Source organism: Burkholderia sp. Z1 (genome assembly GCF_014893795.1).
Lineage (GTDB): Bacteria > Pseudomonadota > Gammaproteobacteria > Burkholderiales > Burkholderiaceae > Burkholderia > Burkholderia theae.
On sequence record NZ_JACFYL010000002.1, the window covers coordinates 2,799,767 to 2,813,880 of the forward strand.

General features: G+C 68.6%; 16 protein-coding genes. 10 read left to right on the plus strand and 6 right to left on the minus strand.

The genetic code is table 11. The annotated features are described in order from the left end of the window. Nucleotides 1-5: 5 nt before the first annotated feature. From H3H55_RS29425 to H3H55_RS29435, 3 genes are all read right to left on the minus strand, one after another. A complete protein-coding gene (locus H3H55_RS29425; RefSeq protein WP_193101269.1) occupies nt 6-1,847 on the minus strand; it encodes an Hsp70 family protein in 1,842 nt (613 codons plus the stop codon). Further along, nucleotides 1,844-2,422 carry a DUF2760 domain-containing protein gene (locus H3H55_RS29430; protein ID WP_048248217.1) on the minus strand — a complete coding sequence of 193 codons (579 nt, stop codon included), beginning with the start codon at nt 2,420-2,422 and terminating at the stop codon, nt 1,844-1,846. Before H3H55_RS29430 ends, H3H55_RS29425 begins: the two co-directional genes overlap by 4 nt. Before the next feature lie 260 nt (nt 2,423-2,682). Beyond that, nucleotides 2,683-3,123, minus strand: a complete 441-nt coding sequence (locus H3H55_RS29435) for an Rrf2 family transcriptional regulator (protein ID WP_048248218.1) — start codon at nt 3,121-3,123, stop codon at nt 2,683-2,685. A gap of 140 nt (nt 3,124-3,263) precedes the next feature. Here H3H55_RS29435 and H3H55_RS29440 point away from each other — a divergent pair, with 140 nt between their 5' ends. The 5 genes from H3H55_RS29440 to H3H55_RS29460 all read left to right on the plus strand — a co-directional run bounded on the left by H3H55_RS29440 (nt 3,264) and on the right by H3H55_RS29460 (nt 8,276). Further along, a complete protein-coding gene (locus H3H55_RS29440; protein WP_193101270.1) occupies nt 3,264-4,178 on the plus strand; it encodes an NAD(P)/FAD-dependent oxidoreductase in 915 nt (304 codons plus the stop codon). A gap of 87 nt (nt 4,179-4,265) precedes the next feature. Continuing rightward, nucleotides 4,266-5,192: a LysR family transcriptional regulator gene (locus tag H3H55_RS29445; protein WP_193102226.1), complete on the plus strand. Its 927-nt coding sequence runs from the start codon at nt 4,266-4,268 to the stop codon at nt 5,190-5,192. 128 nt (nt 5,193-5,320) lie between these two features. Then, on the plus strand, nt 5,321-6,451 hold the full coding sequence (locus H3H55_RS29450; RefSeq protein ID WP_193101271.1) for a DSD1 family PLP-dependent enzyme: 1,131 nt from the start codon (nt 5,321-5,323) through the stop codon (nt 6,449-6,451). 107 nt (nt 6,452-6,558) lie between these two features. After that, on the plus strand, nt 6,559-7,530 hold the full coding sequence (locus tag H3H55_RS29455) for an ornithine cyclodeaminase family protein (protein WP_193101272.1): 972 nt from the start codon (nt 6,559-6,561) through the stop codon (nt 7,528-7,530). Between the two features lie 23 nt (nt 7,531-7,553). Then, nucleotides 7,554-8,276 carry an HAD family hydrolase gene (locus H3H55_RS29460; protein ID WP_193102228.1) on the plus strand — a complete coding sequence of 241 codons (723 nt, stop codon included), beginning with the start codon at nt 7,554-7,556 and terminating at the stop codon, nt 8,274-8,276. 60 nt (nt 8,277-8,336) lie between these two features. On the opposite strand, the gene H3H55_RS29465 is transcribed toward H3H55_RS29460, so the two are convergent. After that, the gene (locus tag H3H55_RS29465; RefSeq protein WP_193101273.1) at nt 8,337-8,954 is read right to left on the minus strand and encodes a glutathione S-transferase family protein; all 618 of its coding nucleotides are present in this window, start codon (nt 8,952-8,954) and stop codon (nt 8,337-8,339) included. A gap of 98 nt (nt 8,955-9,052) precedes the next feature. Continuing rightward, the gene (locus tag H3H55_RS29470; RefSeq protein WP_193101274.1) at nt 9,053-9,421 is read right to left on the minus strand and encodes a YciI family protein; all 369 of its coding nucleotides are present in this window, start codon (nt 9,419-9,421) and stop codon (nt 9,053-9,055) included. Between the two features lie 81 nt (nt 9,422-9,502). On the opposite strand from H3H55_RS29470, the gene H3H55_RS29475 reads away from it, so the two are divergent. Further along, nucleotides 9,503-9,970 (plus strand): MarR family winged helix-turn-helix transcriptional regulator, encoded by a 468-nt coding sequence (locus H3H55_RS29475; RefSeq protein WP_193101275.1) that lies wholly within the window; start codon nt 9,503-9,505, stop codon nt 9,968-9,970. Between the two features lie 31 nt (nt 9,971-10,001). Here H3H55_RS29475 and H3H55_RS29480 read toward each other — a convergent pair whose 3' ends face one another. Continuing rightward, nucleotides 10,002-10,595, minus strand: coding sequence for a TetR/AcrR family transcriptional regulator (locus H3H55_RS29480; RefSeq protein ID WP_193101276.1), 594 nt, complete (start codon nt 10,593-10,595; stop codon nt 10,002-10,004). Between the two features lie 119 nt (nt 10,596-10,714). On the opposite strand from H3H55_RS29480, the gene H3H55_RS29485 reads away from it, so the two are divergent. From H3H55_RS29485 to H3H55_RS29500, 4 genes are all read left to right on the plus strand, one after another. Next, nucleotides 10,715-11,773 carry a saccharopine dehydrogenase family protein gene (locus H3H55_RS29485; RefSeq protein WP_193101277.1) on the plus strand — a complete coding sequence of 353 codons (1,059 nt, stop codon included), beginning with the start codon at nt 10,715-10,717 and terminating at the stop codon, nt 11,771-11,773. Further along, nucleotides 11,760-12,521 carry an isocitrate lyase/PEP mutase family protein gene (locus H3H55_RS29490; RefSeq protein WP_193101278.1) on the plus strand — a complete coding sequence of 254 codons (762 nt, stop codon included), beginning with the start codon at nt 11,760-11,762 and terminating at the stop codon, nt 12,519-12,521. The genes H3H55_RS29485 and H3H55_RS29490 overlap by 14 nt, the downstream gene beginning before the upstream one ends. 135 nt (nt 12,522-12,656) lie before the next feature. Then, entirely contained in the window at nt 12,657-13,214 is a 558-nt protein-coding gene (locus H3H55_RS29495; RefSeq protein WP_193101279.1) for a carboxymuconolactone decarboxylase family protein, read from the plus strand. 48 nt (nt 13,215-13,262) lie between these two features. Further along, entirely contained in the window at nt 13,263-14,108 is an 846-nt protein-coding gene (locus H3H55_RS29500) for a helix-turn-helix domain-containing protein (RefSeq protein ID WP_193101280.1), read from the plus strand. Nucleotides 14,109-14,114 lie beyond the last annotated feature (6 nt).

Genomic DNA, 14,114 nt, shown 5'->3' on the forward strand with positions numbered 1-14,114 from the left:
CGTGCTCAGGCGGCGCCGCGCACGTCGAACTCGACCTTCCAGCGCTCGTTCGTGCCGCTCGGGATCGCTTCAAGCTCGAGCGTGCCGGCTTCGGTCACGCGCGCATGCAGCTTCACCGGCACGATCTCGCCGACCGTGCGCCCTTCGGCGGGCAGCGTCGCCTGGATTTCCTCGAGCTCCTGCAGCTCTTCCGCCGACCAGTAGTCGAGCAGCGTGCCGACCTGGTCCTGGCGGCGCACCGACGAACCGAAGAAGCGGAACTGCACCGGTTCGCCGACGACGAGGCCGAACTCCTGCGGCGGCAACGCTGCGTCCGAGCCTTCCTCCATCCCGAACGGCGCGACGCACAGCGCCTGCACCGGCGGTTCGAGCCCCGGCACCGCCGGCATCGCCGATTCGATCGCGACGTAGTACGCGCGCGCCGTGCCGCCGCGAATCCGCACGCCGCGGCCGCGCTTCACATAGCCGTAATAAGCCGCACCGCGCGCGACCGCGAGATCGAGATCCGCGCCTTCGAGCAGGCGCGCGGGCGGCGCGCCTTCGGCGGCGAGCCAGCTATTGAGCGTATCGAGCACGCGCTGCGTGAGCAGCGTCGACTTGAACACGCCGCCGTTGAACAGCACGGCCGTCGGATGCAGGAACGTCGCGCCCTGCGGCAGCGTGCGCTGCACGCCTTCGAGCGTGTCGAGCGCCGCGACCTGGCGGCCGAGGAACGCCGCGAGATGGCGCGTGATGCCCGCGTCCTGCGCATACGGCAGGCCGAGCTGCGTCAGGCCGACGCGCGCGCGGCTCACCGGGCGCGCGGCCGCGTCGACCTGCGGGAAGAAGCCTTCGAGGATCGTCTGCGTGAGTTCCGCGCGCGTGAGTTCCGTGCGGATCGAACCGCCGATCAGCTTCGAGCCGCGGCTCGGCACGACGAGCGGCACCGCGTCGGTCGACGGGTCGGACAGCAGCGTTTCCTTCGCGGCGCGGCACGCGTACGTGAGTGCGCGCAGTTGCCACGGATCGGCCTGCGTGCCCTGCTGCGCGAGCTTGCGTGCGACGATGTGTGCCAGCGCGAGATCCATGTTGTCGCCGCCGAGCAGGATGTGCTCGCCGACCGCCACGCGATGCAGTTCGAGATTGCCGTCGCGCTCGACCACCGCGATCAGCGACAGGTCGGTCGTGCCGCCGCCGACGTCGACGCACAGGATCAGGTCGCCGACCTGCACCTGCTTGCGCCAGCCGCCCTGGCTCTTCTGGATCCAGCTGTAGAGCGCGGCCTGCGGCTCCTCGAGCAGCGTCATCCGCGAATAGCCGGCGGCGCGTGCGGCCTCGGCGGTCAGTTCGCGCGCGGCCGGGTCGAACGACGCGGGGATCGTGACCGTCACGTCCTGGTCGGCGAACGGCGCATCGGGATGCGCGTGGTCCCACGCTTCGCGCAGGTGCGTCAGGTAGCGGATCGAGCTTTCCAGCGGCGACACGCGCGCGACCTCGGGCGGCGCATCGCTCGGCAGGATCGCCGCGCGGCGGTCGACGCCCGCGTGGCACAGCCAGCTTTTCGCGCTCGACACGAGGCGGATCGGCGTACCCGCGCCGCGGGTGCGTGCCATCTCGCCGACCGCGAAGCCGCGCGACGCCGTCCACGGCAGCGTCAGGTCGCCCTGCGTCAGTTCGCTTTCATGCGGCAGGTAGAGGAACGACGGCAGCAGGTCGCGCGATTCCAGCGCGCCGGGTGCGGTGAGCTGCGCGATCGGCAGCACTTGCTGCGTGATCTTTTCGCCGTCGCTCGCGGCGCTGTCGACATACGACAGCGCGCAATGGGTCGTACCGAGGTCGATACCGATCGAATAGCGCGGATCGTTCACAGTTCCACCTCCGCCGGTGCGACCACCGATGCGTCGTGGCTGCCCGTCAGCTTCGGCAGGCGCACGTCGGCCACGCGCCAGCCGCGATGGCTGACGGTGCCCGTGAACGGCGCCGAGCCGACCACGTTGCCCGTCACGCGCACGGCCGTCGCGTCGAAGCCGGCCGGCAGCGTCACGCGGCTGCCTTCGGCTTCGTCGCGCACCGGCACGATCGTGAAGTGTTCGCGCAACGCGGCGCGGCAGCCGTCATGCACGAGGCGTGCGGCCGCGCCGATCTCGGCGTCCGCGTAGCCGGCGATGTCTTCCTCGACGAAGTCGATGAAGCGCGCATCGCGCTGCAGCAGGCCGAGCAGTTGCAGCGCGGCCTGCGGGCTCGCTTCGCGCAGCTCGGGCGCCGGCGCCTTCACGGGCGCGGGTGCCACGGGTGCCGCGGCCGGTGCCGGTGCGACCGGTGCCGGGGCGCCGTCGCGCACGCGCAGCACGCCGGCCGCGAACTCGCGGTTGCCGAGCACGGAGAAGAACGTGCCGACGGCAAGCGACAGCCGGCCGAAGAAGGACAGGTTGGATTCGGGCATGGGGTCTGGACTCCTGTGGGCTCGCGTCACGGCGAGCGATCTTGCCTGGGCGCCGGGCAGCGGCGTGCGCGATGCGCACTGGCGCCGCCCGGCGCGTGATTCGGTCGCGCCCTCGCGGGTGCGGAAAACCCGTATTTTGCCCTGTGGCGGGCGAACCGGGCAGAAGTTGGGGGACAGAACATCGCGGCGCGACGGTTTCGGCCGCGGCGGATCGTACCGGATTGCACGTCAGGCGCGATCGATCGCGATGCTGCGGCGCGTCAGCGCGTATAGCCCCGCAGCGCGGCCTTCGTTTCGAAATCGCGCGACAGCATGCCGAGCGTGACTTCGCCGAAGCGCGCCAGCAGCGACGCTTCGGCGTCCTTAAGCGTGGCCGACAGATGCGCGTTGACCGCCTGTTCGACCAGGCATTCGGGCTCGTCCTCGGGCACCAGATCGGAGAACAGCGGCGGTGCGCCCACCGCGCGATAGACGTCGAGCAGCGTGATGTCGTCGAGCGCGACGCTCAGCACCCAGCCGCCGCCGTGCCCTTTCTCCGACTGCACGTAGCCGCAGTCGCGCAAGCCGCCCAGCAGGCGCCGCACGACGACCGGATTCGTGCACAGCATCGTCGCGATCGCTTCCGACGTCAGCGGGCCGTCGGCCTGGTCCATGTGGATCAGCGCATGCAGCATGCGCGACAAACGACTGTCGGTTCTCACGGGCGGGACTCCCTTCTCTCGAAACTTCTGAAGTTGCATGAATGATACCATCGTCCTATCATGCAACTTCACGTGTTTCATGAGTTGGCCGCCAGCGGGACACGTCGTCATCCACGCACATTCAGGAAAGGAGTTGGTGCATGCATACCCATCATGAAGTGATCGTGATCGGCGGCAGCTTTGCGGGGCTGTCGGCCGCGATGCAGCTTGCGCGGGCGCGACGCCGCGTGCTCGTGATCGACGCCGGCCGGCCGCGCAACCGCTTTGCCGAACACGCGCACGGTTTTTTCGGGCAGGACGGCAAGCCGCCCGCGCAGATCGTTGCCGAGGCCGCCGCGCAGCTTGCCGCGTATCCGACCGTGCAGCGGATCGAAGGCGAGGCGCGCACGGCCGAGCGCGATGCGGACGGCCGCTTCCACGTGACGCTGTCGGACGGCAGCCGCGCGAGCGCCGACCGGCTGATACTCGCGACCGGCATCCGCGACGAACTGCCCGAGTTGCCGGGGCTCGCGGAACGCTGGGGCATCAGCGTGCTGCACTGTCCGTATTGCCATGGCTTCGAGGTGAGCGGCCGGCAGCTCGGCGTGCTGGCCACGCATCCGCTGTCCGTGCATCAAGCGATCCTGATTCCGGACTGGGGCCCGACGACGTGGTTCACGCAGGGCGTGGTCGACGCGAATGAAGAAGAAGCCGCGTTGCTCGACGCGCGCGACGTGCGCATCGAGCGCTCGCCGGTCGTCGAGATCCTCGGCGATGCGCCGCGGATCGACGCGTTGCGGCTCGCCGACGGGCAGGTCGTGCCGATCGATGCGCTGTTCGTCGGCGCGCGCACGGTGATGGCCAGCGATCTCGCGCAACAGCTCGGCTGTGCGTTCGACGAAGGGCCGCTCGGCCCGGTCGTCCGGGTCGACGCGATGAAGCAGACGAGTGTCACGGGCGTATTTGTGGCCGGCGACGCGTCGACGCCGATGACCAATGCAACGTTCGCGTCGGCGTCGGGGGTCGCGGCCGGTGTGGGGGTGCACCGGTCGCTGATTTTCGGGCTGCACGCGTAAGCGCAAGGAGGCGTGCAGCCGCGGCGATGGATTCATCGCGTGATGTACGGTTTAATGCCCGGCAACGCCAGCATTAAGGGATATGAAATGCTCGATCTCGATGACCTGCGCCTCGTTCGCGCGATCGGCACGTCGCGCTCGTTGGCTTCCGCTGCCCGGTTGCTCGATCTCACACCGCCCGCAGTCACGATTCGCCTGCAGCGGATGGAAGCGCGCTTGAACGCGCGGCTCGCCGTGCGGCAGCCGAAAGGCATTGCGCTGACCGACGAAGGGCAACGGCTTTACCAGGAGGCTGTGGACATTCTCGAGCGCGTGGAAGCGCTACCGGTCAACATCGCGGGCGACCACGGCGACGTGCAGGGCACGCTGCGCGTCGTCGCTCCGCTCGGCTTCGGGCGCAAGTACGTCGCCCGGATCGTGCGCGACGTGCAGCGCGCGCATCCGAAGCTGGAAATCTCGCTCCACCTGTCGGAGAGCCCGTTGACCAGCGCGTCGGGGGCCGACGTGGTCGTCCACGTCGGCAGCCTCAAATCTTCTTCGTGGATCGGGTATCCGCTCGCGCCCAACGAGCGTTTCCTGTGCGCGAGCCCCGCTTATGCACGTCGCATCACGGAACTGAATCATCCGTCCGACCTGACCCGATACGACTGCCTGTGCCTGCGCGAGAACGACGAGGACATCCCGCGCTGGCGCTTCTCGCCGAGCGGCGACGCCAAAGGCGAGCCGCGACGCGCCACGGTGATCCGCGTCACCGGCGCGCTGTCCTCCAACGACGGCAGCGTCATCACGGATTGGGCGCTGGCCGGGCTCGGGATCGTCGAGCGCTCCGAGTGGGACGTCGCCCCGCTGCTGGCGAACGGTAAGCTCGTCCGGTTGTTGCCCGGCTGGAACCTGCCGCCCGCGCCGGTGACGGCGCTGCTGCCGTCGCGCACCGGCCGCTCCGCGCGGCAACGCGTTTTTCTCGAAGCCGCGACGCGGTTTCTCAGCCCGCCGCAGTGGCGCGGCAAACCATGAGCGCGCGCTACGGCACGCCGATTCTGCCGATTAAACGGCATTTAATGACGGATTAGGTGTGCGTTAAACACCGCGCGCGGCGACGGCCCTACAGTGTTCGCATCGGCAACCCTCCAAGGCAACGCAGCGTGAACATTCAAACCCTCAACACCCCGGCCGCATTGATCGATGCCGGCCGCATGCGTCGCAACATCGACCGCATGCAGGCGCATCTGGACGCACTCGGCGTCCGGTTCCGGCCGCACGTCAAGACCACCAAATGCCGGCACGTGGTCGACGCGCAGCTCGCGGCGGGCGCGCGGGGCATCACGGTGTCGACGCTCAAGGAAGCCGAACAATTCTTCGCGGGCGGCATCCGCGACATCGTCTACGCGGTCGGCATGGTGCCCGCCAAGCTGGGCCAGGCGCTGGCGCTGCGCCGGCAGGGCTGCGACCTGAAGATCGTCGCCGACAGTCTGCCCGCCGCACACGCCATCGCGGCATTCGGGCGCGAACGCGGCGAGCGCTTCGAAGTGTGGATCGAGGTCGACGTCGACGGCCATCGCTCGGGCGTCCCGCCCGAGGCCGACCTGCTGATCGACGTCGGCCGCGCGCTGGTCGACGGCGGGATGACGCTCGGCGGGGTGCTCGCCCACGCGGGCTCCAGCTACGAATACAACACGCCAGAAGCGCTGGCGGCGATTGCCGAACAGGAGCGCAGCCGCACCGTGCGCGCCGCCGAGCGTCTGCGGGCCGCCGGATTGCCCTGCCCGGTCGTCAGTATCGGTTCGACGCCCACCGCTCTCGCGGCGGAACGCCTTGACGGCGTCACCGAGGTTCGCGCCGGCGTGTACGTGATGTTCGACCTCGTGATGCACAACATCGGCGTGTGCGAACTGTCCGATATCGCGCTGTCGGTACTGACCACCGTGATCGGACACCAGGAAGAGAAAGGCTGGGCAATCGTCGACGCAGGCTGGATGGCCATGAGCCGCGACCGCGGCACGCAGCGCCAGGGCCGCGATTTCGGCTACGGGCAGGTCTGCACCGAAGATGGCGATGTGCTCGGCGACTACGTGGTGAGCGCCGCCAACCAGGAGCACGGTATCGTGTCGCGCGCGGGCGCGCCCGACGCGGGCATCGCGCAGCGGTTTCCGATCGGCACCCGCCTGCGCATCCTGCCGAATCACGCATGCGCGACCGGCGCGCAACACCCCGAATATCAGGCGATCGACGAAGACGGCGTCGTCCACGCATGGCCGCGCTTCTACGGGTGGTGAACGGCACTGCGCATTCGCGTCATCCGCCCAGACATTGACTATTTGTCTAAATTTGGACACACTTTAAACCTTCTCGAATCGCCCTGCTCCGGAAAAACTCACCCGACATGCCGACAGACGCCCGACTCCTCCTTCTCGACCGCGACGCCGTCGGGCCCGCCCTTCAGGCCGAGCAAGTGATGGCGGCGGTTCGTGAAGCCTTTGTGCTGCACAGCCAGAGGGCCGGGCGCGTGTTCCCGGTGGTCCGCGAGAAGCTGCATACGGGCGGCGTGTTCGGCATCAAGTCGGGCGACGTCGCGAGCCAGGATCTTCTCGGTTTCAAGGCGGCCGGATTCTGGCCCGGCAACCGCGGCCTCGGCGGCGAGCCGCATCAGGCAACCGTCGCGCTGTTCGATCCGGCCACGGGCCGCCCGCTGTGCATCATGGACGGCAACGCGATCACGACCGCACGGACCGGCGCCGCAGGCGGCCTCGGGCTGCAGCTGCTGGCCCGCCCCGACAGCACGCGGCTCTGCGTGTTCGGCACCGGCGTGCAGGCGCGCGTCCAGCTCGACTACGCGCTCCGGCTGCTGCCGCAACGTTGCACGGTGCAGTACGTGAACGTCGGCGGCGAGCCGGATCCGCTCTTCGAATCCGCTTTCCGGGAACGATGTACGATCCGCGTGGCGCGCGACCGGAACGACGCGGTGGCCGATAGCGATGTCGTCATCACGGCAACGCCCGGCGGCGGCGCGTTGTTCGATGCGGACGCGGTTCAGCCGGGCACCCACCTGACCTGCGTGGGCGCCGACACGGCAGGCAAGCGCGAACTTCCGGCCGGCGTGCTGGAACGCGCGCGCATTTTCGTCGACGATCACGAGCAGGCGCGCAGCATCGGCGAATGCCAGTGGGCGCCGGACTTGCCGCGCACGGAAATCGGCGACCTGCTTGCCGGAACGGTGTCGATCAGCCGCGCGCCGAACGAGATCACCGTATTCGACATGACCGGGCTCGCGCTGCAGGACCTGACCGTCGCGCGCTTCCTGTACGCACAGGCTCTCGAAAACGGCACCGGAATCTCCATTCCGTGGCCCTGGTAAACGACCTCCCTCACTTCAACCGCATGCGTCTCGCCAAAGTATCCGCCCTCTCGTTCGACCTGGACGACACCCTGTGGCCGTTCGGTCCATCCGTCGCACGCGCCGAAGCGACGCTTCGCGCGTGGCTGATCGAGCATGCGCCCGATACCGCGAGCATCCTGCCCACGCAGCAGACGATGAGCGAGTTACGTGAGGAATACGAACGTTCTCGCCCGGACCTCGCCAACGACTTTCGCGCGCTGAGACTCGGATCGATCCGGCTTGCGCTGGCACGCGCGAACGCGGATGTCGCGCTGGCCGACCCTGCGTACGAAGTCTTCTATGCCGCACGCAACCGGGTCGAGTTCTACGACGATGCGTTGCCGGCGCTGGCGTGGTTGAGCGCCCGGTTTCCGTTGATTGCGGTGACCAATGGCAACGCGGATCTCCGGCTGACCGGCGGCGGCGAATACTTTCGGGAAACGCTCAGCGCGCGTGCGTTCGGGATCGCGAAGCCGGAACCCGAAATCTTCCATGCAGCGGCGCAGGCACTCAGTGTGCGTCCGGCGGAATTGCTGCACGTCGGGGATGACTACCACCTCGATATCGTCGGCGCATTGAACGCGGGGCTTCAGGCGGCCTGGGTGGTGCGCGACCCTCAGCCGGACGTGGCGCGCGAGACGCAGCATCCCGCGTCGGCGCACCTCACCCTCAGCGACCTGTCGATGCTGTGTCGCGCGCTCGGCGGGCCCGACAAGCTGCCGTGACCGCGGGCGAGCGAAACGGTGCGGCCGATCATGCCGTCCGGCGCGATCGGCCACCCTTCGTCACGCCGCCTTGCGCGCCTCCGCGATCCGCTGCGGTGCCTTGGGCCGCGCATACAGCCGTTCGAGATACGCACGCAGTTGCGGGAACGGTTCGATCAGGTGGCATTCGCTGGCCCAGTCGATCAGGTAGGCCGTCACGCAATCGGCCACCGTCAGCGTGTCGCCGACGATGAATTCGCGCCCTTCGAGATGCTTGTCGAGGATCACGGCCATCGTCGCGAAATCCTCGCGCGCCAACTCGATGTCGGCCGGCGAACGCTTCTCCGGCGGATAGAGGAACGTGTGCCGCGTGATCCGCCACAGCGGCTGCTCGAGCTCCGTCACCGCGAACATGACCCACCGATACACCTGCGCACGCACCGCCGGATCGACCGGCAGCAACGCCTTCTCCGGGTACTTGTCCGCGAGATACAGCACGATCGCGGCCGACTCGGGAATCACGCGATCGCCGTCCACCAGCACCGGCACCTTGCCGGCCGGATTGATGCGCAGGAATTCCGGCCGCTTGTGCTCGCCCGCGAGCAGGTTGACCGACACGAACTCGAAATCCGCATCCAGTTCCTTCAGCCCCCACAGCGCGCGTTGCGAGCGGGTGCCGGCGAATCCGTAAAGCTTCATCGCAAATCTCCATCCAGAAATGTCGGGAAAATGTCCGCAAGCCGGCCACGGCGCGTCGACCCATCAACGCATCAACGCGAAGCGGCGGCCGCGATCGTTCACGCGCCGGGAATCGCCAGCACCGGCATCACGTCGATCGACTCGCCCGGGAAAATCGTGAAATGCGGATGGCCTTCGAACAGCGCGGCCGCCGCCTCGTGTGACGCCGCCCGCACGACGGTGAAGCCGCTCAACGCGTTGGACGTGTCCTGGATGCCGCGGGCATCGATGGTCTTGGTCTTGCCGAGCGGCCCGCCCATCTCGACGATCGCATCCTGATGACGGTCGACCCACGCATGCCACGCGGCCATACCTTCCCGCTCGCGCGCGTGCCGCTCCTGCTCCGGGAGCGCGACCCACGCCTGCATCGCCGGGCTGTCCTTGCTGCCGAGGAATACGGCGAGATACAACTGCTGTTGAGCACTCATGCTTTCTCCTCCGGTGACGGGCGCGACGGGCTGCCGCGCCTCGACCTTGACAAGATAGGTTGATATCAACACAATTGCAACATGGCACGAAAAGAAAAGCTCCCTTTCGAAACGACGCTGATGGTGCGCGATTGCTGCCTGTGCCTGCACATGCAGCGCGCGGCGCGCAACCTTGCGCGCATCTTCGACGATGTGCTGCGTCCGCTGGATCTCACCAACGGGCAGTTTTCGCTGCTGATGTCGCTGAACCGGCCGCAGCCGGCTCCGATGAAATCGGTCGCGTCGCTGCTCGCGATGGACCGCACCACGCTGACGGCCGCGCTCAAGCCGCTCGAGCGGCGCGGGCTCGTGACGATCATGCAGGATCCGGACGACGGGCGCAGCCGCCTGCTCGAACTGACGCCGGCCGGCCACGACCTGCTGGCCGAGGCGTTTCCGCTGTGGCAGCAGACCCATGCCGAGATCGAACGGCAATTCGCGCCGGGAGAAGTCGATCTGTTGCGCGGCCAGTTGCGCGCGCTGTCGGTAGAGCCGGCGGCACGCGACTGAACCGGCGCGCGGATCGCGGCCGCGTGCCGCCCTACTTCCTGCCCTTCTTCGGCAGCAGCAGTTGCGCGAATTCCTGCAGGAAGCGCACGGGCCCGTGCGCATGCAGCGCCTGCCCGCTGCTCAGCGCGCCGTCGATGACCGTCGCGAGCCGCAGCGCGAAGGTTTCCGGTTCGTCGATTCGCATCGCGCTCGCCAGTTCGGTCAGCCGGCGCCGTAGCTCCTGCTTGTGCGCGACGGCGACCTTGCGGGCCGGATGGTTGCCGTCCGCGTATTCGGCGGCGATGTTGATCTGCGGGCAACCGCGATAGCCGGGCCGCGCAATGCGCTCGCCGATCCATTGCAGTTGCGCATCCAGCTCCTCGCGCGGCGTGCGCCGGTATTGCCCGGCCACCGCGTCCCAGTGCGCCCAGAAATCCGCGTCTTCGCGCAGCAGGAACGCCTCGATCAGGTCGTCCTTCGTCGTGAAGTGACGATAGAGGCTCGTCTTCGCGACGCCCGCCTGCGCGACGATCAGGTCCACGCCGACCGCGCGCGTGCCTTCCCGATAGAACAGCTCGCTGGCCGTTTGCAGAATGCGCTCGCGCGTATCGAGCGCGCCCCCGTGTGTATCCGTTCCCTTTTTCATCCAAGCTCGGCCGCCAACGGCCGCCCGTACCGCAACAATGGATCCGATCATAGCACCGCGAGCTTGACGACGCTACAGGTCTGTACTATAAAACAGACCGTTCTGTATCGGAGATGATCATGGAAGATCGGATGACGGTTGCAGTCTATGGCGCCACGGGTCACACCGGGCGGTTTGTCGTCGACGAACTGGCCCGGCGCGGCCTCGGCGCGATCCGCATCGGCCGCGATGCCGCGCGGCTCGCGGAAAGCGGCACAAGCGACGCCGCGCCTGCGCGCGTCGCCGCGATCGACGATCCGGCCGCGCTCGACGCCGTGTTGCGCGGCGCGGCTGCGGTGATCAACTGCGCGGGCCCGTACCTCGATACCGCGCTGCCGCTGGCCGAAGCCGCGCTGCGGGCCGGCATCCCCTATCTCGACCTGACGGCCGAACAGCCGTCGGTGCTGGCGCTGGCTGAACAGATCGATGGCCGTACGCGCGCCGCGGGCGTCACCATCGTGCCCGCCGCGGCGTTCTACGGCGGCCTGGCCGACCTGCTCGTGACGGCCGTCGCCAACCAGGATGAACCGATCGACCGCGTCGATATCGCGACCGGGCTCGACCGCTGGCACCCGACACGCGGCACGCGCGTGACGGGCGAACGCAATCGCGCGGTGCGGCTCGTCCAGCGGGACGGCAAGCCGACGCCGGTGCCGTCGACGCCACGCGAACGCGTGTGGCCGTTCCCGTCGCCGATCGGCAGCGTCGACGTGACGCTGGTGCCGTTTTCGGAAGTGATGACACTGTCGCGTCATCTGCGCATCGATACGATCGAATCGTGGCTCGCGACGCTGGCGCTGCGCGACGTGCGCGATGCGGCCACGCCGCCGCCCGAGCCGACCGATGCGCTGGGCCGGTCGGCACAGCAGTTCGCGATGGACGCCGTCGTCGTACAGGGCGGCACGACGCACCGCGCGACGGCGTCGGGACGCGACATCTACGCGGTCAGCGCGCCGATCATCGTCGAGGCGGCCGTGCGCCTGGTGACCGGCAACACCATGACGTCGGGCGGCGTGCGCAGCCTCGGCGAATTGTTCGACGCACGCGACTTCCTCGCGGCGCTCGATACTGTGGCAGTCTCGTTCGGCACCACCACCGACCCGGTTTTTACAAGGAGCAGTGAACATGAGCAGCAATGAGAAAGGCGCGGTTTTCCGGTCGCTTCACCGCGCGGGCCAGCCGCTGACGCTGTTCAACGTGTGGGACGCCGGTAGCGCACGCACGGTGGCCGACGCAGGCGCGGTCGCGCTGGCGACCGGAAGCTGGTCGGTGGCCGTGGCCAACGGATTCGTCGATGGCGAGCAGATGCCGCGCGCGTTGATGATGGAAGTGCTTGCGCGGATCGCACGCGCGACGGACCTGCCGGTCACCGTCGACCTCGAAAGCGGCTACGGCGAGCGGCCCGAGGATGTCGCCGAAACGATCGCGCTCAGCATCGAGGCCGGCGCGATCGGCTGCAACCTCGAGGACAGCTTTCCGGGGACGGGCGAATTGCGCGACGTCGAAGCAGCAGCGGCGCGTCTCGCGGCGGCACGGCAGGAGGCCGATCGCGCGGGCGCCGACTACTTCATCAACGCGCGGACCGACGTGTTCTTCAAGGCGCCGGCCGATACGCACGACGAACGGTTGCTCGACGAAACGCTGAAACGCGCCCGCGCTTATGCGGCAGCCGGCGCCGACGGCCTGTTCGTGCCGGGCCTGCGCTCGCCGGCGCTCATTCGCCAGTTGACGGCCGCGTCTCCGCTACCGGTGAACGTGATGCGCGTGTCGGACACGCCGACGCTCGCCGAACTCGCGGACTACGGCGTGGCCCGCATCAGCCACGGGCCGTATCCGTATCTGCAGGCAATGAAGACGCTGGCAGGGTTGGTCAAGCAAGGCGGTTAACGGATGCGCGGGACGGCCGGCCGCCGCGTGCACGACAAACGATTACATCCCATGTAATTGGCGCGCGGCACGCCCGTCCCTACGCTTCGGGTGTCGCGCCGCCATTCCGGCGGCGCTCCTCGCCCGGGAGACATCATGTCCGCCTATCCGCTTCATACCATCGACTCGGCGCCGGCCGAATCGCAGCCCGTGCTCCGTCAGCTCCAGCAAACCTTCGGCCTGATCCCGAACATCGCGGCGGCCATGGCCGCGTCGCCGGTGCTGATCAACGGGTTCATCGGCCTGTTCGAGCGCGTGCACGCCAGCAGCCTCACCGAACCGCAGATCCAGACGCTCCTGCTCACCAACGCCGTCACGAACGCGAGCGAGTGGCCGGTCGCGTTCCATTCCGCGCTCGCGCTGAAACAGGGCGTGCCCGCCGCCGACGTCGACGCGATCCGGCGCGGCGGCCTGCCCGGCGACGCGAAACTGGCCGCGCTGTCGGCCACGGCGCGCGCGCTGATCGAAACCCGCGGCCGTCTCGCCGACGCCGACCGGCAATCGTTCGCCGCGGCCGGATTCAGCGCCGAACAGTTGCTCGAAGTGATCGCGGTGGTTGCCGCGTCGACGATCACGAACTACGTCGGCAGCGTGGCGCGGCCAACGCTCGAAGCGCCGTTCGACGCGTTCGCGTGGCAGGCGGGCGCCGCGTGAGTCCGATATAGTCGTTCGCGTCGATCACGCCACGATCAGGGAAATCCGATGAACGCCAGCCGTCGCGATCCGAACGCGCCGCCACGCGAACTGGGGCAGCTGTTGCGCTACTGGCGCGACGTGCGCGGCGTGAGCCAGCTCGACCTGTCGCTCGACGCGGGCATCTCGCAGCGCCAGATCAGCTTCATCGAAAGCGGGCGCAGCGTGCCGGGCCGCGACACGCTGCTGACGCTCGCGCAGACGCTGGACGTGCCGCTGCGCGAACGCAACGCACTGCTGCTCGCGGCCGGGTATGCGCCCGTGTATTCGGAAGCGCCGTGGGACGCGCAGGAAATGCACGGCGTGATCCGCGCGCTCGAACGGGTCGTCCGCCAGCACGATCCGTTTCCGGCGATCGTGATGGACCGCCACTGGAACGTGCTGATGAGCAACGACGCGGCGCCGCGCTTTTTCAACTGCTTCATCGACATGGCTGCGCGCGACGGCCCGCGCAACCTGCTGCGCCTGATGTTCGATCCGCTCGGCATGCGGCCGTTCGTGGCCGACTGGGACAGCGTATCGCGCAGCCTGCTGCAGCGCGTGTATCGCGAATCGGTCGGCCGCGTGATCGACGACGACACGCGGCAGCTGCTCGACGACCTGCTCGCGTGCCCCGATGCGCCGCGCGACTGGAAAACGCCGCCGGCGCCGGCCGCCGCGCCCGCGCTGCCGGTCATTCCGATCGGCTTCGTCCACGAAGGCGTCGTGCTGCGTTACTTCTCGCTGGTCACGACGGTCGGCACGCCGCAAAGCGCCGCTGCGCAGGAGCTGCGCATGGAGTGCATGTTTCCCGCCGACGACGCGACCGAAGCGCGCCACCGGCAGTTGCTCGACGCGCACGCGCCGGTGCGCTGAGCGGCG